Below are 20,830 nucleotides of genomic sequence, written 5' to 3' on the forward strand. Positions count from 1 at the left end.
ACGCACCCTTCGAACAACTCGTCGAACTCCTCAACCCCACCCGCACCACCGCCCACCACCCCCTCTTCCAAACCTCCCTCGCCTTCCAGAACAACGTCTATCCGACCTTCGCCCTGGGCGACATCAAGATCGACTTCGAGCCGATATCGTCCGGCACCGCCAAGTTCGAACTGCTCTTCAACCTCTCGGAACTACCCCGCGACGAAGACCATCCACTCGGCTATGTGGGGTACGTCGAATACGCCACCGACGTGTTCGACCGGGAAACCATCGAGCAGCTGATCACCCGGTTCAAGACAGTTCTGCGCACGGTGGCCGCCACCCCGGACACACCGCTGCGAACCCTCGACGTGCTCCTCCCCGACGAGCGCCACCAACTCCTCGAGACGTGGAACCGGGTCGGCGAGGACGCCGCGATTCCGGAGGGTTCCGTCCCCCTCCTGTTCGAACGGCAGGCGGCGCGGACACCGGACGCGGTCGCGATCTCCAGCGGCGGCGAGGACATCACGTACGACGAGCTCAACGTGCGCGCCAACCAGGTCGCGCACGCGCTGCTCGCGCACGGCGTACACCTCGAATCAGTGGTGGCGGTCGCACTCCCCCGCTCGCCGGAACTGATCATCGCCATCCTCGCAATCCTGAAGGCCGGCGCCGCCTATCTGCCCATCGACCCGGCCTATCCCAGTCTGCGCAACGGTTCCCTCCTGGCCGACGGCAAGCCGGTTCTGATCGTGACGAGCAGTGCCGTCGACACCCGCGACGTGCTGCCCGATGAGAGCATCCCCAGGCTGTATCTGGCGGACATCGTCGGCGGAGAGCGCACGGACCCGCCCCGAGACGGACTGCGCCCGGACCATCTGGCGTACGTCATGTTCACGTCGGGTTCGACGGGACGGCCCAAGGGAGTCGCGGTCTCCCATCGCAGCGTCCTCAACGATGCCTGGCACGGCTGGCCGGAGGGACCGGGCGACCGGATTCTCCTCCAGTCGTCGATCGCCTTCGACGCGTCGGTGTACGAGATCTGGCCGGCGCTCCTGCGCGGCAAGACCCTCTTCCCGCTGCCGGCGGACCGGGAGTCGCCGGCGCAACGCCTCCAGTTCATCGCGGAGAACGAGATCGACACACTGTGGGCCACCGCCGGTCTGTTCGATCTCATGTCGTCGGAGGAGCTGCCGGGCCTGCGGACGCTGCGCTACCTGGCCACCGGCGGCGACAAGGTGCCGACCGCGGCGGTCGACCGGGTTCTCCGGGCGAACAGCGATATCCGGGTCGTCAACATCTACGGCCCGACCGAGACCACGGTGAACGCGACGACTCATGTGGTCTGTGCCGCCACCCGTCAGCGGTTCGACGATCCGGTGGTCCCCATCGGCGTCCCGATCCGCAATGCCCGGGTCTACGTTCTGAGCGGTGAGCTGGATCCGGTCGCCACCGGTGTCGTCGGGGAGCTGTGGATCGCCGGCGCCGGCCTGGCGCGCGGGTACTCCGGGCGGCCCGGGCCGACCGCGGAACGTTTCGTGGCGGACCCCTACGGTCCGGCGGGTTCGCGGATGTTCCGCACCGGCGATCTCGCGCGCTGGACGCGCGAGGGCGTGCTGGTGTTCATGGGCCGGGTCGACGATCAGACGAAGATCAGCGGATTCCGGGTCGAGCCCGGTGAGATCGAGTCGGTCCTGCTGGCGCACCCTCAGGTGGCGCAGGCCGCGGTCGTCGCTCGTGACATCGCCGGACAGGACGTCAAGCAACTGGTCGCCTATGTCGTCCGGAACCAGGTGGCGTCCGCCGACCGGCAGGAGAGCCGCGAGGTCGAGCTGGTGGAGCAATGGCGGGACACCTACGACGATCTGTACCGCGGAGAACACCAGGCCGGTGACACCGCCGACGCCGGCTTCGGTGACGACTTCCGCGGGTGGAACAGCAGCTACACCGAGAAGCCGATTCCGTTGGCCGAGATGCGGGAGTGGCGCGACGCGACCGTCGCGAGGATCCGGTCCCTGCGGCCGTCGAAGGTGCTGGAGATCGGGGTGGGCACCGGCCTCCTCCTGGCCCGCCTGGCCCCGGAATGCGAGACCTACTACGGCACGGACTTCTCCGAGTCGGTGATCGACGGGCTCCGGCAGCACCTCGCCGAGGCGCCGGCGGACTGGGCGGACCGGGTCAGGCTGCTCGTCCAGCCCGCCGATCGGCTGGATCTGCTGCCGGAGCGCGACTTCGACACCATCGTGCTGAACTCCGTCGTCCAGTACTTCCCGAGTGTGCAGTACCTGGTGGACGTCATCGAGAAGGCGATGGGCCTGCTGGCGCCCGGCGGCGCGCTGTTCATCGGCGACATCCGGAACAAGGCACTGCTGCGGGAGTTCGCCACCATGGTTCAGATCCGCCGACTCGGTCACGAGGACGTGGGCGACCTCGACGAGACCGAGCGGGGCAGGATCCGCGGCACCATCGCCACGGCGATCGCCATGGAGACCGAGCTCGTCCTGCATCCGGACTTCTTCGCGGCACTGCGGGACAAGCTGCCGTCGGTCGGCGCGGTCGACGTACAGATCAAACGCGGCTGGTACGACAACGAACTGAGTCAGTACCGCTACGACGTGACGGTGCGCAAGGCACCGGTTCCGGCACGGTCCTTCACTGCCGTCCCCCGCCTGCGATGGAGCGAAGTGGGCGGCCTCCAACAGCTGGAACGGCACTTGCGGACGCGGCGGCCCGAGAGTGTCCGGATCGTCGGTGTGCCCGACCCGGCCCTGGCGACCGCCGTGCGCGCCACCGGCCTTCTGCACGCCGAGCACAACGCGCCGGCGGCCGTCGGAGCGCTGCGCGAAGAGCTCTACACGCTCGGGGAGCGGCTGGGCTATTCGACGGCGGTGACGTGGTCGCAGGTCGCCGGACACCTGGACGTCGTGCTCGCGGCACCCGACGGTGCCGGCACCGTCCGCACCGATGTGTACGCGCCTGGTTTCACACAGGCGGGACCACTGACCGTGTACGGCAACGTTCCGGTCGCCGACCAGGCGGTGGACCTCCGTGCCTTCGTGAGCGGCCGGTTGCCCGCGTACATGGTCCCCTCGGCGGTGATCTTCCTCGACGGTCTGCCGCTGACCGCCAACGGAAAGCTGAAGAGGGAGGCCCTGCCGGCGCCGGAGATCACCGGCGGCTCGTCGCGGCGGGCACGGAACGCGCACGAGGAAGTGCTCACCGGCCTCTTCTCCGAGGTGCTGGGCGTACCCGACGTCGGGATCGACGACGGCTTCTTCGAACTGGGCGGCCACTCGCTGCTCGCCACCAGGCTGCTGTCCCGCATCCGCACCGTTCTCCGGATCGACGTCCCCATCCGGACGGTGTTCGAGTGCCCCACCGTGGCCGACCTGGCGCCACGGCTGCTCGGCATGGCACCGGACGGCCGCGACGAGACCTACGCGCCGCTCATGACCATCCGCTCCGGCGGCACCGAACGCCCGCTCTTCTGTCTGCACCCGGTGAGCGGCGTCGGCTGGTTCTATCTCAGCCTGGCCCGCTACGTCGACGACCGGCCGATCTACGCGCTGCAGGCGCCCGGTCTCGATCCCACCGGCCCCGAACCCATGCCGACGTCGATGGCCGAGCTCGTCCAGACCTATCTCGCCAGGATCCGGTCGGTTCAGCCGCACGGACCGTACAACCTGCTCGGCTGGTCGTTCGGCGGCTTCGCCGCGCACGCCATCGCCGCCGAGCTCCGGGCCCGCGGCGAGGAGGTCGAGCTGCTGGCGATGATGGACTGCTACCCGGACACCGCCGTCGAAGCGGGGAACCTCGGCGGCCAGGAGATCCGTGAGGGGTTCGACCAGTTCCTGCGGCACAGGTACGCCGACGCGGACTCGCTCGATGTGGACGCGATCTCCGACCTCGTGACGGGGATCAGCGTGGAGCACATCGCGATGCTGACCGGATATCTGCCGCCGGAATTCGACGGAGCCGCGGTGTTCTTCAAGGCCGGCGCGGTCACGGTGGACGGCGGCGAGGACTCCTCGCGGCTCGATCCCGCGGGCGCGTGGCGGGGTCACATCCACGGCCCAATGACCGTCCACGTCGTTCCGACCAGCCATCAGGACATGGACCGGCCGGAATCCATGCAGGTGGTCGGCAGCGTACTGAACCAGGCTTTCCGCAACCGGACCGCGGGGAAGGACACATGACCAAGAGGGAACAGAACCACAACCGCTGGTTCGCCACCGTGCCGCCGGACGACTGCAACCATCTGCTGCTGTGTTTTCCCTATTCCGGCTGCGGCGCCTCCATGTACCGCCAGTGGCCCGACCGCATCGGGGACACGGCCGTGGTACCGCTGCAACTGCCCGGCCGGGAAACGCGGATGAGCGAGGCCCACTACGGAACCTACGAGAACCTGGCCGAGCGGATGACCGCCGAGCTGGGCCCGGTCCTGGACCGCGACTTCAGTGTGTTCGGGCATTGCGGGGCGGCGCTCGCGGCCTTCGAGTTCGCGCGGCACATGGCGTCCGGCGACAACAGGTCACCGACCACCTGTTTCGTCTCCTCACAAGTGGCGCCGGACGACGGGCCGTACGGCCGTTTCCTCGACATGGACGAGGACGAGCTGAGGGGCGTGGTCGTGAACCTGCTGGGTCTGGTCACGCCGACGAAGCGCCTGGTCGACTTCTTCGTCAAGGTACTCGTGGACGACCTGGCGGCGAACAAGGCCTACCGTCCGGAGCGGTCCGCGACGGATTCCTTCGGGATCCGGGCGATCGGCTGGTCCGCCGACGAGGAGATCCCGCACGGGTTGATGGCGGGGTGGGCACGCTGGGGACGCTGCACGTCGCTCGTGCTGGAGGGCGATCATCAGGCGTTCGTGAAGGCACCCGGTCACCTCGTCGACGCTCTCCGAGCCGGTGTCGAAGCCGACACGCGGGCGCTGTGACATGGCGGCGGATCGGACGGTGCGCATACCCGCCAGGTACAACGGCCCGCCGGGCACGGCGAACGGCGGCTACGCCTGCGGCGCGTTCGCGGGGCTGGCCGCGGGCCACCAGCGCCGACCGGTCGCCGTGACGCTGCTCGGGGCGCCACGGCTCGACCACGCCCTGGAGTTCCGTCCCGGAGCACGGCGCTCCCAGATCTGGGACGGCGACCGGCTGATCGCGACCATGACCACCTCCGCGGCGGAGTTCCCGGCCGTGGAAGCGGTGCCGCTCCGGGCGGCGGCCGAGGCGAGCGCACGCTACCGGGGGCGTGTGGGTCATCCGTTCCCGACCTGTTTCGTCTGCGGACCGAACCGCGAGCCGGCGGACGGCTTCCCGGTGGCGCCGGGCGAGGTCGCCGGTTCGCCCGGTGTCGTGGCGTGTCCCTGGACACCGACGGCGGCGTCGTCCGACCGGCCCGAGCTGGTGTGGAGTGTCCTGGACTGTCCCGGCGGGTGGACCACGGATCCGGTCCGGGAGCCCATGGTGCTCACCCGCATGATCGCGGTCCTGCGCAGGCCGCCCCGTCCGCCGGCACCCCATGTCGTGGTCGCACGCCGATGGCGCCGGCAAGGCCGCACCGCGACGGTCGGCACCGCTTTGTACGACGACCGGGGCGAGCTGGTGGCCAAGGCGACGGCCCTGTGGACCGCTGTCGGCGTCCAGGAACCGGCTGACGTCCGAGAGCAGGGAGACCTCGATGAAGCTGAGTGAGCGAACCGCGCTGGCACCTTCCACGGATCTGGACTCCCTGGATCTCCTGGATCCGCGCCTGTACGGTTCCGGTGACCCGCACGCGATCTGGACCACACTGCGTGAGCGCGCCCCGGTGCACCTCCGGTCGCTGCCGGACGGTCGCCGATTCTGGTCGGTCACCAGGTACCACGACGTCCGCGAAGTGCTCCGGGACCACACCAGGTTCACATCGAGCCGGGGGACCCTGTTGTCGGTCCTCGGCGGTCGGGACCCGGCCGGCGGCAAGATGATGGCGGCCAGCGACCCGCCGGTGCACACGATGCTGCACGAGCCGATCGCCAGGCTGCTGTCCAGGAGGGCGCTGGAGCCGTTCGTCCCGAAGGTCCGGCAGGTGGCCCACCGTCTGCTCGAACGACTGGCCGACGGCCCCCGGGACCTGGCCGAACTCGCGGCGGGATTCCCGATGGCGTTCACCGGCACGCTGATGGGCATTCCGGAGCAGGACTGGGCGCGGCTGACGGTGCTCACCACCACGGCCATCGCACCCGAGGACCCCGATTTCCGGCTGGGGAACCGGCTCAACACCTTGGCGACGGCGCATCACGAGCTGTTCTCGTACTTCTCCCGCCGGGCTCGCCGCGCTTCCCGGGAAGACGGTCTGATCGGCGCGCTCCTCGGTGTGGAGGTGGGCGGGCGCGGACTGCGTCACGACGAGCTGGTCTACAACTGCTACAGCCTGCTGCTGGGTGCCAACGTGACCACCCCGCACGCGGTCACCCAGACGGTGCTGGCGTTCATCGAGAACCCCGGGGAGTACCGCAAGGTGGTCGACGATCCGGGACTGGTGTCCGGCGCGGTGGAGGAGGGTCTGCGCTGGTCCTCGCCGGCCAATCACTTTCTGCGCCACGCGGCTCAGGACACGACGTTGCGCGGCCGACAGGTGCGTGAGGGCGACGCGGTGGTGACTTGGCTGGGTTCGGCGAACCGGGACGAGGAGGTCTTCTCCGAGCCCTTCCGGTTCGACGTGACCCGCTCACCGAACCCGCACGTCGCGTTCGGCTTCGGGCCGCACCACTGTGTCGGGGCCGCCTTGGCGCGGATGGCGCTGAACGCGCTGTTCGCCGAGATCGCCGGCTCGGTGGAGCGATTCGACCTGGCCGGCCCGGTGGAGCATCTGGCGTCCGACTTCGCGGCCGGCATCAAGCACATGCCGGTGGTCACGAAGTTGCGCACCGCCTAGGGTCATGTGCACGAACGCAGTGCCTCGACGACTGTGAAGATGTCGGTGTAGGAGATGTAGAGGCTGTTGAACCCGAAGCGCAGCAGGCTCGGAGGGCGCACGTCGCCGATGATCCCGTGCTGGTTCAGGGCCCGCATGATCTTCTCCGCCTCCGGATGGCGCAGCGTCACCTGGCTTCCGCGCCGATCGCCACGGCGGGGCGTGACCAGCTCGAATCCGCACCCCGCCAGGTGGGCGTCGGCCGCCTCGATGAAGAAGTCGCCGAGCGCCAGGTTCTTCTCGCGGACCGCGGCCATCTCGACGTCGTCGAAGACGTCGAGTGCCGCGTCCAGTGCCAGCATGGACAGGATGTTCGGAGAGCCGACCCGCAGCCGTCCGATTCCGGTCGTGGGCTCGTAGTCGGGCACCATCGCGAACGGTTCGGCGTGTCCGTGCCAGCCGCACAGTGGCTGATCGATGCCGCCGTGGTGGCGGCGGGCGGCGTAGACGAACCCCGGGGCGCCGGGGCCGCCCGACAGGAATTTGTAGGAGCACCCCACCGCGAAGTCCACGCCGTCCGCGTCGAGGGTCAGCTGGAGGGCGCCGACGGCATGGCAGAGGTCCCAGACGGCGACCGCGCCGACGTCGTGCGCCGCGGCCGTGACCGCGCGGACGTCCCAGAGTTCGCCGGTGCGGTAGTCGACGGCCCCCGCGGTGACGACCGCGACCCGCTCACCGAGCCGGCGGAGGGTGGATGCCATGTCGGGCATGGGTATCCGGCGGACCTCCAGCCCGAGTATGCGGGCGACCGAGGCGGCCAGGTAGTGGTTCGTGGGGAAGCCGCCTTCTTCGACCAGGAGCAGTCGGCGATCCGGACGCAAGCGGGCCGCGGCCGTCAGCACGTTGAACAGGTGGACCGAGGTCGAATCACCCACGACGGTCTGGCCGGCCCGCGCACCGAGCAGATGCCCGACGCGGTCGCCGACCCGCAGTGGCACGTCCCACCAGCCGTCGTCGGTCCAGACGTTGATGAGGTGCTGTCCCCAGTTCTCGACGATGGCCGTCCGGACCGCCGCCGGCACGCCGACGGACAGGGCGCCGAGGGAATTGCCGTCCAGGTACACCACGCCCTCCGGCAACGAGAACCTCGTTCGCATCGCGGCCAGGGGATCGGTCCGGTCGAGCCGTTCGGCGGTTTCCCGACTGGGGGTGGGCATGGCTGTCTCCATTCAGGTCTCTGACGGCTGGTCCGGCGGGGGCGCGTCGCGGGGGCACAGTGCGGGCCGGCGCGCCGCCTGCTCGGGCCACACGTTGTACCGCCGTCGGCCGTACAGCAGCGGGTCCCGTCCCCTGTGCAGGGTTACGTCGCTGACCTCGCCGAACACGACGACGTGGCTTCCGCCGTCTCCCGTGCGCGCGACCCGGCAGTCCGCGATGGCGTGCGCGTGCTCGGCGATGTGCGGCCCGCAACGGCCCATCGACCAGTCCACCAGGTCGAAGCGCCCGGTCTTCGCCGGTGACCCGAACAGCTCGGCGACGTGCTGGGCCTCGGCGTCCAGGAAGTTGACCGCGAACCGCCCGCAGCGGGTGACCGCGTCGAGTGTCGGGCTCTCCCGGCGCAGGCAGACCAGCAGGGTCGGCGGCGCACCGGTGACGCTGCACAGGGCGGAGCAGGTCATGCCGCGGGGCTCGCCGTCGGGGTCGAAGGACGTCACCACGGCGACCCCGGTCGGGAACTCCGACATGAGCGACCGGAAGGCGTCCAGCGACACGACGTCGGCGGCTGAGGGTGTTTCGGGCACCGTGTTCCTCCGCGTCTCCCTGTGTCCGGGCAGTGTCTCGGCGCCGGGAAGCGGTTACTTCGCGTGGAGCCGACGTAGGTAGGTGTGCATCGGGGGCAGGGAGTCGAGCAGTTCGTCCCGTCGCCGTTGGACCTGGGTGAACACCGCTTCGGCGGATTCGACGGACTCCGGTCGGTAGCCGAGCGGTGTGGGATCGTGTTCCGGCATCATGCCGAGTCCGGAGAACACGCAGTAGTAGTTGGCGTTGCTCCAGAAGTTCCGGAACTCGGCCTCGAAGTTCCCGTAGTAGGTGGTCTCGTCGGTCACCGGTAGGTCCACCCCGAGGCCGGCCTTGTACATCTCGACCTTGTGGACGAACTCCGGTGCCAGCTCCAGCTCCTTGCACGCCCGCCAGAACGGCGTGTCGTCACGCGGCGCGAAGCTGAAATGGCCCTGGATGAAGTCTCTCGTGTCGTCGAACATCGCCTCGATCTCGCTGTTGAACCTTTTGCTCAGCACCGGATCGAAGCGCTTGTCCGGGAAGTGCTTCACCAGTTGGTAGAGGGCGGCGTAGGTGAAGTAGATCCCGGTGGACTCCAGCGGTTCCAGGAAACAGGACGAAAGTCCGATTCCCACACAGTTCTTCACCCATGCCCGCCGGTTCCGGCCGACCCGGAACCGGACGTGGTTCATCGGATGCGTGTCCGGGGAGATGCCCCACATCCGGCAGAACTCCCGGGTGGCCTCCTCCTGCGAGGTGAACCGGCTGGAGTACACGTACCCGGTGCCGAAACGGCCGAGCATCGGTATCTTCCAGGACCAGCCGGAGCTCATGGCTATCGAGGAGGTGAACGGCTCGACGCCGTTCTCCTCGTCGTCGTGCTCCACCCTGGTGGCCACCGCCCGGTCGTTGAGCAGGTGGTCGCTCATGTCCAGGAACGGTTCCTTCATCACCTGGTTGATCAGGAGGCTGCGGAAACCGGAGCAGTCGATGAACAGATCCGCCTCCAGCCTGCGTCCTGACTCGGTGGTGACGGCGACGATGTGGCCGCGCTGATCGGTCTCCGCCGCGATGAACTTGTCCTCGATGTGTGTCGCCCCCTGCTTGACGGTGGCGAACCTGCGCAGGAAGTCGGCGACGAGGTCGGCGTCGAAATGCCAGGCGTAACTCGCCACGCGGCGGCCGTCGAGGAAGCGCGGGGAGAGTTTCCGGTCGAAGATGGCCGGCTGCGGGTAGCAGGCGCGGTCGAACGGCTCATCGGTCAGTCCGTGCAGCTTCTTGTACGTCCAGTAGTGCGACAGCGGCAGGTTGTCGTGGTTGGGAAGCAGGCCGAAGAGGTGGTCGAACTGATCCCCGTACCGTCCGTAGGGCCGTGGGCGGGACATTCCGGCTCCCGGAGTGCGCCAGTTGATGAACCTGATGCCCATCTTGTAACTGGCGTTGCACTCCGGCATCCACTCTTCTTCGGTCACGCCCAGGTAGTCGAAGAACACCCGCTGGAGATTGGGGATCGTGGCCTCGCCGACGCCGATCTTCGGGATGGCCGGCGCTTCCAGCACGGTGATCCGGACGGTCGGGCCGAGCGCTTTGCCGAGGTAGGAAGCGGTCATCCAGCCTGCCGTACCGCCGCCGAGCACGAGTATCTTCTTGATCAGGTTGTCGCTCATGTGCTTCCAATGTCTCGGTGGGATCGGACGGAGTCGCCTGCCGCTCTTCTGGATGCCCGCCCGGGCAGCCCGAGCCGGTGGAGCACCGCGGCGCCCAGGTCACTGGCGGGATCGTCGAGGTCGAAGGTGATGTCGAAGTGGTTCCGGTGCGTGATCACCAGATCGTGGACGGCGGCCGAACGGGGCGTGGCGGCCTCGACGAGCGCGCGGTGCTGGCGGGCGAACTCGGCGGTCTCGGCGCCGCCGCGCGCCACCACCAGCGGCGGCAGCCGGTCCGGGAGGTGGCGGATCGGGCTGAGCCTGGCGGCCGCCTCGGAGTCGAGTCCCAGCGGTTCGTTGACGTAGGTGAGCCGGAGCGGTTCGAGGTCGTACACGCCGCTGAGCAGGACCGCTCCGGCGATCACGTCCGCCGGCTGCGTGCCCCCGGGCATCCAGCCGTCGAGCAGTGCCATCAGCGCCAGATGAGCGCCGGCGCTGCTTCCGGCGAGCACGATCCGCTCGCCGTCGAACCCGAGGTCCTGTGCGTGCTCCACGAGCCACCGGACGGCGCGTCGTACCTGGTCGACGATCTCGTCGAGCTGGTACCGCGGGGCCAGCCCGTAGCCGATCGCCGCGAACGCGGCGCCGGCCGGGACGAGCCGGCGTGCGGGAAAGGAGGAGTCGTCCTTGCCGAGTTCCTGCCAATAGCCGCCGTGCACGAACACCAGCAGCGGCGCCCGTGGGCCGCGCGCCGGGAAGAAGTCGAGGCTTTCGCAGGGCAGTGCGCCGTACCGGATGCCGGCGTGCACCGGCAGCTCGGTCCTCGTCAGCGCGCTCCGCGTCGTGTATTCGGCGAGAATGGCGGGCATGTCGTCCGCACAGGAGCTCGGGGAATACTGGCGGTCAAGCTCGGTCTGGTCATATCGGCGGTAGACGAGGAAACTCAATGATCTCCCCCAAATCACCGGGAAATCGGCGTCAGATGGCGGTGCGGGCGGCCAGCAGCTCGGGGAAGAAACGGTGTTCGGCCACCTTGCGCAGCCAGTTGACGCCGGAGGTCCCGCCGGTGCCGGGTTTGTGGCCGAGTATGCGTTCCACGGTCAGCAGATGGGTGTAGCGCCATTGCGCGTGCAGATGGTTCAGATCAGACAGCGATTCGGCCAGGGCGTACACGTCCGGATGCTCGCGGGGTGACTGGTAGACCCGCGCCCATGCCTGTTCGACCGCGGCGTGCGGCTGGTACGGCTCGGCGAAGTCCCGCTCGACACAGTGGGCCGGGACGCCCAGGCCCCGGCGCTGGAGCACTCCGAGCGCCGCGTCGTACAGGCTCGGTGCCCGCAGCGCGGCCATGACCTGCTCGTACGCCCAGCCCACCGGCCGGTACGGTTCCGTCATCCGGGGAGCCTTGTTGCCGAGCGCGAATTCGAGTTGCCGGTACATGTAGGACTGGATGCCCGACGCCGAACCCAGCTCGTCGCGGAAGGCCGCGAACTCGGTGGGCGTGATGGTGCTCACCGGCTCCCATGTCGTCGTGAGCACCCGCTGGACGCGCTCGACGCGCCGCAGATACCGAAGGGCCTCGTCGAGGCTGTCCGTGAACAGCAGGTCTCGGATCCGGTTGACCTCGGTGAACAGCAGCTTGAACAGCAGTTCCTGGATCTGGCCGGTGATGTAGAACGACAGCTCGGCGGGTTCGCCGGTGCGCGGATGCTGGAGACCGAGCAGGACGTCCACGTGGTGGTATCCGATGTAGGCCGTGCTCTCGGAGTCGTTCGTGACATCGAAATCGAGCATCGGCTCACCGCCGGTGCTCTCCGCCCGCCGCCGTCGTTCCTCCTCGGTCAGCGGGGTGTAGGAGCGCGGGTCCGTACGCTCCAGCTTCATTGCGACATCAACTCCCAACCGATCGCGGACGGCATTCGAGGCCCATGACCGGAGCATTGCACGCCGGTGCGGATACTGATCAGCAATCTTTCGCTTCTCATTCATGGGCGGACTTTCGGTCTTCAGTACTCCTCGTGCCGCCTATTCACGGGCGCCGGCGGCTATCAGCTCGGCAAGCTCGGCGATCGTCGGACAGGCGTAGAAATCCTGCGGGTCGATCTCGACGCCCGTGCGGCCGCTGATCTCCACGATGATCCGGACGGCCATCAGCGAATGACCGCCGAGCTCGAAGAAGTCGTCGTCGACGCCGACGGGGGACGTCTGGGTGAGGTCGCCCCACATCTCGGCGAGCCACTGTTCCACCGGAGTGCCGGGGCCGCGGTAGTCCGAACTCAAATCCCCCCGGCCCGGCGGCGCGTACGCGGTCAGCGCGTCCCGGTCGACCTTGCCGTTGGCCGTCAGGGGCAGGGCCTCCAGCCACACCAGGCCCGCCGGGATCATGTACGGGGGGACAAGGGTTCCCAGGTGCGTGCGCAGGTGTTCGGAGACCAGCGGTTCGTCGGCGACGTAGAACCCGACGAGGGAGCGCTCGTCACCCGACGACGGGGCGACGATCGCGGCGTCCACCACGTCCGGGTGTGCGCGCAGAGCGTGTTCCACCTCGCCCGGTTCGATCCGGAAGCCGCGGATCTTGACCTGCCGGTCCTCCCGGCCGTGGAAGTCGAGCGCACCGTCCGCATCGCGGGATCCGAGGTCTCCGGTGCGGTACATGCGGTCCCCCGGTACCGCCGAGAACGGGTTCGCCACGAATCGCTGAGCGGTCAGCGCCGGATCGTTGAGATAGCCGTGCGCCAGACCGGCGCCGGCGGCGTGCACGCGGCCCGTCTGCCCGTCCGGTGCCATCCGGAGCTCGTCGTCGAGCACGTAGACCGAGGTGCCGTCGATCGCCGGTCCGATCGGCACCCGCGGCGCCTTGACCGGTTCGGTCAGGGCCGCGCAGCAGGTGAACGTGGTGTTCTCGGTGGGGCCGTAGCCGTTGATCAGCGTCGTGCCGTCGAGTTCCGCCATGGCGGCGTTGACCGCCTCCACCGACAGCACGTCGCCGCCGGCGAGCAGGAACCTGAGGCCGCGCAGCCGTGCCGCGAGGCCTGACGCGACCAGGTGGTGGAACAGCCCGGCGGTCAGCCACAGGATCGTGACACCCTCGCCGCGCACCAGGTCGGTGAGTGCTTCCAGGGGGAGTTGGTGTTCCGGCGCGACCACCAGTCTGCCGCCGCCCAGCAGCGGCCCCCAGATCTCCAGGGTCGCGGCGTCGAAGGCGAGGGGGGCCAGTTGCAGGAAGACGTCGTCGGCCCTGATCGGCAGATAGTCCGCTCCGACGACCAGCCGTGCGATCGCCCGGTGCGGCACCATGACGCCCTTCGGCTTCCCGGCCGATCCGGAGGTGTACGCGATGTAGGCGGTGCTCTCCGCCGAGGTACGGGTCACCGGGGGCGTCGTCGGCCGTCGCGAGGCGCACGCCGACAGCTCCGCCAGCAAACACCAGGGCGGATCCCCGGCCGTGGCGGACGGCGGCTCCTCGTCGGTGACGACCAGCGCCGGCCGGGCATCGAGCAGAACCGTCGTCCGGCGCTCCGCCGGCAGGCGGGGGTCCAGCGCCAGATAGACACCGCCCGCCTTCAGGACGGCCACCAGGGTGACGATCAGATCGGCCGAGCGGCGCATCAGCAGCGCCACCGGGACCTCGGCGTCCACTCCGCGGGCGCGCAGTTCGTGAGCCAGCTGGTTCGCCCGGTGGTCCAATTCGGCGTAGGTGAGCTCACCGCGGGCGTCGCGGACCGCGATCTCCTCCGGGCGCTTTGCCGCCTGCTGTTCGAAGATCTCGATGACAGATGCCGCTGTACCGGACATCCAGGATTCCTTCCTCGTACGCCGGGCAGCCCGGTCCTTGCTGCGGCGACGGCGTCCGGGCGCCGGCGGCCGGTCGACGCCTGGTGTGTGACGCCTGGAGTCACGCGGAGTCGGCCCTGACGAGGTCCGTGGTGATCGTTTCACCGACGCTCAGCCCGGCCGCCGCTGAGGGGAAGCGGTCCGGCCCCGGCGGCGTACTGCCGCTCGCAGGCGCAGAAAAGACCGGTCAGTTGCCGTCCGCTGGTGGGATGTTGTGGGTGAACCGGAACAGGTTGTGCGGGTCGTGCAGCTTCTTCACGCGTCGCAGCCGCTCGAAGTCCTCGGCCGCGAAGAGTTCCCGGACCTGCTCCTGGAGGACCGGGGCGCCGTCGTGGTAGACGGAGTTGAGGGCGCGGCCGACGGTCCACTGCTTCAGGGCGTCGTAGACGCGCTGATGGACCGGCCGGGCTGCGGTGGACGGCGCGGCCGTGCCGCTGGTCATCACTCGCAGCATGTACGCGGCGTCACGGCCGCCGACCGCGCCCGGGTCGGCGGGCCGGCGGGCGAAGGCCCCGCCGAGGTGGCGGATCTCGACGATGCAGGGCACGGCCGCACCGGGTCCGGCCACGTCCACGACGGTCCGCAGGGCCGCTGGATCGAGTTCGCGCAGCAGGACGTTCCCGCCGAAGTAGGCGTGCGGGACCCGCGGGTCCTGATAGATGGTGCCGACCTCGGTGTACGGCATCTCCCGGACGGTGTCGATCAGACGCGGGCCGAGCGCGCGCAGGGGTGCCACGAGCCGTTCGCCCTCCGCGGTGGAGCCCGTGAAGGCGATGCGGACGTGCGCGACGTAGCGTCCGCGCAGTGACTCGGGGACGGACGGCGACGACGGCCAGGTCATGAGGCCGATCGAGGAGGTGAGTTCCTCGGGCAGCGTCAGGGTCCATGCTCGGTAGGCGTGCAGCAGGTCGACGGGCTGGTCCGCGGCGAAGTGGAGGCCGCCGCCGTAGAGCCGGGTCACCGGCACGAGGGCGGTCTCGACGGCGGTGACGGCGCCGAAGTTGCCGCCGCCACCGCGCAGCGCCCAGAACAGATCGGGGTCGGAGCCGGCCGTGACTCGGCGCTGCACGCCGTCGGCGGTGACGATGTCGAGGGCGCGGACGTAGTCGCTGGCGTATCCGGTCCGGCGGCCGAGCAGGCCGACACCGCCGCCGAGGAGGTAGCCGACGACGCCGATGTGCGGGGCCGATCCGTTGACCGGGGCCAGGCCGTGCGGGGCGGCCCGCTCGATGACCTCTCCCCACAGCACGCCGGCCTCGGCCCTGACGGTCCCGGCCTCCGCATCCACCGTGACGGCCTTCATCCGGCGGGTGGTGACGAGAACGCCCTCACCGTCCAGGGCGGTGACGATGCCGTGTCCGGTGGACTGCACGGCGACGGGCAGTCTCCGCTCGGCGGCGAAGCGGACCGCGGCGCGCACGTCCTCGGGGCGGGTGGCGCCGACGACGACGGCGGGTCGGTGCCGGAAGCCGGCCTGGAAGCCGCTCCGTTCCTCGTCGTACTCCCGGCTGCCGGGCAGCAGGACGGGTCCTCGCACCTCCGCGGCCAGCGTCTCCACGTCCGCGCTCATCCGTTGTCCTCCTTCCGTGGACGGCGGGCCGCCGTCCCGCGTGTGCCGCTTCGGCCGACCGGTCCGCTAGCGCAGGTACGAGTTGTCCTGCACCCAGTGGAAGCCGCGGCCGACCAGCGGGAAGGAGCCGAGATCGCGGCGCCGTAGGTGCAGGCGGAGGTGGTAGCCGTCGGCGTCGCCCTCCAGGATCAGCCGGTCGTCGGCCGGGCGCTCGAAGGCGAACGTCACCTGCCACTTCGGGTCGGCCATCTTGGTCAGTGCGACGGACCGGGCGTTCATGTCGATCGCCGCCATGCAGGGGTCGAGCGAGTCGTCCATGTGCTGGATGGCCACGGCGTCGGCGGAGTCCACGACGACTCGGCGCCAGCGCTGGCCGTCGGTCGTCACGGGCGGATGCTGCTCGCCGTCGATGGAGAAGTCGGTGACGTCCCAGACGCCGTACAGCTCGGGCTTTTCCCGTCCGCCGCCGTGGTTCTTCCAGAACGACCAGTCGTTGCGCAGTTGTGTGCCGAGCAACCAGAGTCCCGCCCCGGCCTGCAGGGCGGTGGCGATCCGGTTCGCCCGGCGGGAACGGAAGAGGTCCGCGGGGGCGGCCGCGGGGAGCGGGCGCTCCGTCAGCAGGGCCCCGGCCAGGCGGGGCGTCCGCGGGGCCAGCAGAAGCACGCTGAGCAGGAGCAGGTGGAAGGAGTGGACCTTGACGGGGACGTCGAAGGTCATGTTGAGGAGGAACACCTGAGCCATCTCCGCCGCCGACAGCGCCGCGCCCAGCGACGCCGTGCGCGGCACGATGAGCAGCAGCCCGCCGGCGATCTCCGCACAGCCGAGCAGCATCTGGTACGGCTTCGAGGACCCCGTCTGCGCCCACAGCAGGCCCATCGGGCTGAGGTCGCCGAGCGGCTCGACGAGTTTGGACGGCGGCAGCTGGAACTGGAGCGGGACGGCCTTGGCCGCGCCGTAGGAGAACATCTGCCCCGCGAGGCAGAAGCGGGCGGCCAGGTGGAACCACTTGGCCGGTGTCGCCTGGTCCGTCCGGTGCCGGTCGAGCAGGGACCAGACCGGGACGGCCGCGGCGGCGCCCGCGAGCCAGCAGAGCTGCCCCGCCCAGGTGTGCGGGTCGTCGCCGCCGTCGAAGCGGTCACCGAGCTCCTTGCCGAAGACCCGGACGGACATCCAGTTCCGCACCGGGTGTATCGCCCAGAGCTTCGCCCAGGAGTCGGCCGCTTCCTGGAGGCGCCCCATGCCGCCGCCGCGCAGTGCCAGATAGACCTGCGGGCTGGTCAGGCAGTACAGGCCGGCGTAGACGGAGCCGAACCGGTAGGCGGTGCGGGCGGCCCCGGCCCAGCGGGGCGGGGCCGGGGAGGTGCCGGCCGACGGGAGCGCGCGTCTGGCCGCCCGGCCGGCCGGTGAAGACGCGACGGTCCGCAGCCACTTGCCTACTCGCACCTTCATCGTTGATCACCTTCGCAGGAGCCGTGTTCGGTGGTCGCGCTCAGCTACGGCGGAAGCGTCCGAGCCAGGCGTGCACGTCGAGGAGTTCCGACGTGGTCGGGATGACGCCGCGCATGAGGGCCTCGTCGATCGACTCGACCGTCCAGCCGTCGGCGAAGCCGTCGCGCAAGTGGTCGGCGGAGCGCTTGAGGCCGGGCGGCTCGTCGTCGTCCGGAAGCGGCGCGGGTATCTCCTCGATGGCCTCGGCGAGGCGCGTCTGCATCTCGGCGGACCCCCGGTCGCTGATCGAGAGGATGTGCGCCACCGCCCCCGGGCGGCAGGCCCGGTGCAGGGCCGCCGCGTAGGAGCGCAGCATGTCGCCCTCGAAGGTGTGGGCGAGGCCGGAGTCGATCACGGTGTCGAAACGCCCTTCGTAGCCCTCGAGCCGGAGGGCGTCGGCGACTTCGAAGACGGCGTCGAGTCCGCGTGCCGCGGCCTTGTCCCGGGCGAGGGAGATCGCCGTCGGGGACAGGTCCAGCCCCGTGACCGCGTATCCCTTGCCGGCCACGTGGAGGGCGTCCTCGCCCGTGCCGCAGCCCGCGTCGAGCACCGCGCCGCCGATGAGCCCCGCTTCCTCCAGGGCGACGTAGGCGGGCTGAGGCGCCCCGATGTCCCACGGCGGGCGCTTGCCGAACGGGCTCTCCCCGCGGTAGACGGCGTCGAACACCTCGGTCATCGCGGCAGGTCCGTCGGGTGCGCCGACAGGTTCAGTCATGGCTGCCATGATTGCGTCGCCTCCTGGTGCGTCCTCGGTCTCTTGCGAATTTCTGTCACGGGCGCAACGGCCGCCGGTCAGCGCGAGCCGTACTTGCGGACCGCGAGCGGGGCGAACACCGCGATCAGGCCGACCGACCAGGCCACGGTCTGCAGGACGTAGCTCGTCGCCGGCCCCCCGGTGAACAGTGCCCGCAGCGCGTTCACGGCCGCCGTCATGGGGCTGTGGGCGGCGTACGCCTGCAGCCAGCCCGGCATCGAGCCGGTCGGTACGAACGCCGAGGAGATCAGTGTGAACGGGAAGATCCACACACCGCCGACCGCCTGGGCGGCTTCCGGGTTGCGCACCGACAGCCCGAGGTAGGCGGCGAACCAGGACACCGCGTAGCCGAAGAGCAGCAACAGCAGCAGGCCGGCCAGCGCGGGCAGGAGTCCGCCCCGGAACCGGAAGCCGACGAGCAGGCCGACTCCCACGGTCACGCCGGCCACGCCGACGTTGCGGAAGATCTCCGACAGCGTGCGTCCGAGGAGCACGGCGGTACGGCTCATCGGCATCGAGCGGAAGCGGTCCATGAGGCCCTCGTGCATCTCGGCGGCGACCCCGATGGTGGTGCCGGCGGCGGAGCCGTAGAGCGCCATCTGGACGAGGATCCCGGGCAGCAGGAACTGGGCGTAGCGTTCGCCGCCGACATCGATGGCGCCGCCGAAGACGTACGTGAACAGCAGGATGAACATCACCGGTTGGACCAGCGAGAACATCACCAGCTCGGGGCTGCGCAGCACGTGCCGTACGTTGCGCAGGGTCATCTGCCACACGTCGGAGCACCACCATGCGAGGGCGTTCCGCGACTGTGTGCAGGACGTGCCGCTCTCCCACGTCAGAGTGGTGGAGGTCATGGCCGCTCGGTTTCCTTCCCACTGGTGCGCCGGTCGGTGCCGTGATCGGCGGATCGGCCGGTCACGGAGAGAAAGACGTCGTCGAGGGTGGGCCGGCGGAGCGCCACGTCGCCGACCGCGATCCCCGACTCCCTGAGCAGGTGGAGCAGGTCGGGCAGGGTGCCGCCGTCCGGCAGTGGCGCGTGGACCTGCATCTTGTCCGGGTCGGCGACCGGGTCGGTGCCCAGCCGCTCCCGCAGGATCCGGACCGTGCGCTCCATGACTCCCGGGTCGAGGAGCGTGATGCCGACCCGGTCCTGGCCCACCTGGGCCTTCAGCTCGTCCGGGGTACCGCTGACGATGACTCTGCCCTGGTCGATCACGGACAGGGAGTCGGCGAGCTGGTCCGCCTCCTCCAGGTACTGGGTGGTGAGCAGTACGGTCGTACCGTCCGCGACCAGTTCGCGCAGGAGCCGCCACACCTCCATACGGCTGCGCGGGTCGAGGCCGGTCGTCGGCTCGTCGAGGAAGATGAGCCTGGGCCGCGCCATGAGGCTGGCCGCGACGTCGAGCCTGCGCCGCATCCCGCCCGAGTACGTCTTGGGCTGCCGGTCGGCGGCGTCACCCAGGCCGAAGCGTTCCAGCAACTCGCTCGCGCGTGCCCGGCAGTCGGACTTCGACAGCCGGAACAGCCTGCCGATCATGTGCAGGTTCTCGCGCCCGGTGAGCAGTTCGTCGACGGCGGCGTACTGGCCGGTGAGCCCGATGACCGACCGGACCCGCCGGGGGTCGTCGCGCACGTCCACGCCGAACACCTCGGCCGTTCCCTCGTCCGGTGTGATGAGGGTGGCCAGGATCCGGACGGTGGTGGTCTTGCCGGCGCCGTTGGGGCCGAGCAGGCCGTGCACCGTGCCCTCGGGCACCGTGAGTTCGAGGTGGTCGAGTGCGGTGAGCGAGCCGAAACGCTTGCACAGTCCGGCCGTTCTGATCGCTGCTGGCATCTGCCGTGATTCCTTTCCTGATCCGACGCGCCCTGGCGTGGGTGGTGGCGGGGCGGCGACCGGTTCAGTGGTGCACGGCACCGAGCAACGCCGACATGTGGATGGCGTCGGCGGCCGCCGCGCCCGCCGCGGTCGACACGGTGACGGACTGCTTCCAGCGGCTGGTCAGGTCCCCGGCCGCGTACAGGCCCGGCACGCTGGTGCACTGAGAGGCGTCGACGCCGACGAATCCGGCGTCGTCGACCGTCAGCTTCAGTTCCTCGGCCGCGCGCTGCACGAGGGGTTGCTGTTGCTGTCGCGGCGTCCACACCAGGGTCTGCCGCTCCAGGATCCTGCCGTCGGCCAACTCGACCGCCTGCAGGGCGCCTTCGCGGTGGTGCAGGCGGCGGACCGTTCCCGCGACGACGTCACCTCCCCTGCTTCGCGCGGTCGCGCGAGCGGTCTCCAGGCCGGGCATGGACTCCTGGCAGATCGCGATCGTGTCCTCGCTCCAGGCCCGGAAGGCCACGGCCGACAGCGCCGCGAGTTCCGCGTTGTCGGCGACCGTCGCCCAGCGCCCGCCGGCGTTCTCCTCACCGTGGCAGAACGGGCAGTGGATCACGCTGCGGCCCCAGCAGGCCGCGAAGCCGTCCACGTCGGCCGGATGGACGTCGACGACACCGGTCGCGAGCAGGACGCTTCGGGCCTCGACGGCCTCACCGCCGCCGAGGGTGACCCGGAAGCCCCCGCCCGGGGCGAGGGAGACACTTTCGGCGTCGGCCTCCAGCCGCTCCACGGTCGGGTAGCGGGAGAGTTCCCGCCAGGCGCGCGCCCGGAACTCGGCGGGCGGGACGCCGTCCATTCCGACGTGGCCGTGCACCCCCGGCGACGCGCTGTTGCGCGGTGCCCGCGGGCTGTCCACGACGGTCACCGGGTGCCGGTACCTGGCCAGGCTGAGCGCCGCGGTGAGCCCGGCGGGGCCGGCTCCCACGATCACGGTGGTGTGGTCGGCGTGCGAGGACATCGGTCTGATCCCTTCCGTCGGGCGGTGCGAGCGGGGTCCGTCC

General features: G+C 70.0%; 16 protein-coding genes. 4 read left to right on the plus strand and 12 right to left on the minus strand.

Going from position 1 to position 20,830, the window contains the following annotated elements; translation table 11 throughout:
* From FHS34_RS37285 to FHS34_RS37300, 4 genes are all read left to right on the plus strand, one after another.
* Window positions 1-4,175: non-ribosomal peptide synthetase (locus FHS34_RS37285; RefSeq protein WP_184974027.1), on the plus strand; the 4,175-nt coding region annotated here is incomplete at its 5' end.
* On the plus strand, window positions 4,172-4,918 hold the full coding sequence (locus tag FHS34_RS37290) for a thioesterase II family protein (RefSeq protein ID WP_184974029.1): 747 nt from the start codon (window positions 4,172-4,174) through the stop codon (window positions 4,916-4,918). The genes FHS34_RS37285 and FHS34_RS37290, both read left to right, overlap by 4 nt.
* A 19-nt stretch (window positions 4,919-4,937) precedes the next feature.
* Complete coding sequence (locus FHS34_RS37295; RefSeq protein WP_225817807.1) at window positions 4,938-5,672, plus strand: hypothetical protein; 735 nt, start codon at window positions 4,938-4,940, stop codon at window positions 5,670-5,672.
* Entirely contained in the window at window positions 5,659-6,894 is a 1,236-nt protein-coding gene (locus tag FHS34_RS37300; RefSeq protein WP_184974032.1) for a cytochrome P450, read from the plus strand. Before FHS34_RS37295 ends, FHS34_RS37300 begins: the two co-directional genes overlap by 14 nt.
* Window positions 6,895-6,896: 2 nt before the next feature.
* Here the strand turns inward: FHS34_RS37300 and kynU are convergent, their stop codons facing one another.
* From kynU to FHS34_RS37360, 12 genes are all read right to left on the minus strand, one after another.
* The gene (gene kynU / locus FHS34_RS37305) at window positions 6,897-8,090 is read right to left on the minus strand and encodes a kynureninase (RefSeq protein WP_184974033.1); all 1,194 of its coding nucleotides are present in this window, start codon (window positions 8,088-8,090) and stop codon (window positions 6,897-6,899) included.
* A gap of 12 nt (window positions 8,091-8,102) precedes the next feature.
* A complete protein-coding gene (locus FHS34_RS37310) occupies window positions 8,103-8,675 on the minus strand; it encodes a flavin reductase family protein (RefSeq protein WP_225817806.1) in 573 nt (190 codons plus the stop codon).
* 54 nt (window positions 8,676-8,729) lie between these two features.
* A complete protein-coding gene (locus FHS34_RS37315; RefSeq protein ID WP_184974035.1) occupies window positions 8,730-10,322 on the minus strand; it encodes a tryptophan halogenase family protein in 1,593 nt (530 codons plus the stop codon).
* Window positions 10,319-11,170 (minus strand): alpha/beta hydrolase, encoded by an 852-nt coding sequence (locus FHS34_RS37320; RefSeq protein WP_184974037.1) that lies wholly within the window; start codon window positions 11,168-11,170, stop codon window positions 10,319-10,321. The genes FHS34_RS37315 and FHS34_RS37320 overlap by 4 nt, the downstream gene beginning before the upstream one ends.
* A gap of 109 nt (window positions 11,171-11,279) precedes the next feature.
* Window positions 11,280-12,185 (minus strand): tryptophan 2,3-dioxygenase, encoded by a 906-nt coding sequence (locus tag FHS34_RS37325; protein ID WP_184974039.1) that lies wholly within the window; start codon window positions 12,183-12,185, stop codon window positions 11,280-11,282.
* Between the two features lie 141 nt (window positions 12,186-12,326).
* Window positions 12,327-14,096 carry a non-ribosomal peptide synthetase gene (locus FHS34_RS37330; protein WP_184974041.1) on the minus strand — a complete coding sequence of 590 codons (1,770 nt, stop codon included), beginning with the start codon at window positions 14,094-14,096 and terminating at the stop codon, window positions 12,327-12,329.
* A gap of 226 nt (window positions 14,097-14,322) precedes the next feature.
* The gene (locus tag FHS34_RS37335; protein WP_184974043.1) at window positions 14,323-15,705 is read right to left on the minus strand and encodes an FAD-binding oxidoreductase; all 1,383 of its coding nucleotides are present in this window, start codon (window positions 15,703-15,705) and stop codon (window positions 14,323-14,325) included.
* Window positions 15,706-15,771: 66 nt separating this feature from the next.
* Entirely contained in the window at window positions 15,772-17,154 is a 1,383-nt protein-coding gene (locus FHS34_RS37340; RefSeq protein WP_184974045.1) for a DoxX family protein, read from the minus strand.
* A gap of 40 nt (window positions 17,155-17,194) precedes the next feature.
* Entirely contained in the window at window positions 17,195-17,908 is a 714-nt protein-coding gene (locus FHS34_RS37345) for a class I SAM-dependent methyltransferase (RefSeq protein ID WP_184974047.1), read from the minus strand.
* A 77-nt stretch (window positions 17,909-17,985) separates the two neighbouring features.
* A complete protein-coding gene (locus FHS34_RS37350) occupies window positions 17,986-18,804 on the minus strand; it encodes an ABC transporter permease (protein WP_184974049.1) in 819 nt (272 codons plus the stop codon).
* Complete coding sequence (locus FHS34_RS37355) at window positions 18,801-19,784, minus strand: ATP-binding cassette domain-containing protein (RefSeq protein WP_184974050.1); 984 nt, start codon at window positions 19,782-19,784, stop codon at window positions 18,801-18,803. Before FHS34_RS37355 ends, FHS34_RS37350 begins: the two co-directional genes overlap by 4 nt.
* Before the next feature lie 64 nt (window positions 19,785-19,848).
* Window positions 19,849-20,787, minus strand: coding sequence for an NAD(P)/FAD-dependent oxidoreductase (locus tag FHS34_RS37360; protein ID WP_184974052.1), 939 nt, complete (start codon window positions 20,785-20,787; stop codon window positions 19,849-19,851).
* Window positions 20,788-20,830 lie beyond the last annotated feature (43 nt).

Origin of the sequence: Streptomyces echinatus (genome assembly GCF_014203595.1) — a bacterium.
GTDB lineage: Bacteria > Actinomycetota > Actinomycetes > Streptomycetales > Streptomycetaceae > Streptomyces > Streptomyces echinatus.

Bases quoted from the DNA above. Each gene is read 5' to 3' on its own strand.
- FHS34_RS37290 (WP_184974029.1), top strand. From the start codon at position 4,172: ATGACCAAGAGGGAACAGAACCACAACCGCTGGTTCGCCACCGTGCCG.
- FHS34_RS37300 (WP_184974032.1), top strand. From the start codon at position 5,659: ATGAAGCTGAGTGAGCGAACCGCGCTGGCACCTTCCACGGATCTGGAC.
- kynU (WP_184974033.1), bottom strand. From the start codon at position 8,090: ATGCCCACCCCCAGTCGGGAAACCGCCGAACGGCTCGACCGGACCGAT.
- FHS34_RS37315 (WP_184974035.1), bottom strand. From the start codon at position 10,322: ATGAGCGACAACCTGATCAAGAAGATACTCGTGCTCGGCGGCGGTACG.
- FHS34_RS37320 (WP_184974037.1), bottom strand. From the start codon at position 11,170: ATGCCCGCCATTCTCGCCGAATACACGACGCGGAGCGCGCTGACGAGG.
- FHS34_RS37325 (WP_184974039.1), bottom strand. From the start codon at position 12,185: ATGAAGCTGGAGCGTACGGACCCGCGCTCCTACACCCCGCTGACCGAG.
- FHS34_RS37330 (WP_184974041.1), bottom strand. From the start codon at position 14,096: ATGTCCGGTACAGCGGCATCTGTCATCGAGATCTTCGAACAGCAGGCG.
- FHS34_RS37335 (WP_184974043.1), bottom strand. From the start codon at position 15,705: ATGAGCGCGGACGTGGAGACGCTGGCCGCGGAGGTGCGAGGACCCGTC.
- FHS34_RS37340 (WP_184974045.1), bottom strand. From the start codon at position 17,154: ATGAAGGTGCGAGTAGGCAAGTGGCTGCGGACCGTCGCGTCTTCACCG.
- FHS34_RS37345 (WP_184974047.1), bottom strand. From the start codon at position 17,908: ATGACTGAACCTGTCGGCGCACCCGACGGACCTGCCGCGATGACCGAG.
- FHS34_RS37350 (WP_184974049.1), bottom strand. From the start codon at position 18,804: ATGACCTCCACCACTCTGACGTGGGAGAGCGGCACGTCCTGCACACAG.
- FHS34_RS37355 (WP_184974050.1), bottom strand. From the start codon at position 19,784: ATGCCAGCAGCGATCAGAACGGCCGGACTGTGCAAGCGTTTCGGCTCG.
- FHS34_RS37360 (WP_184974052.1), bottom strand. From the start codon at position 20,787: ATGTCCTCGCACGCCGACCACACCACCGTGATCGTGGGAGCCGGCCCC.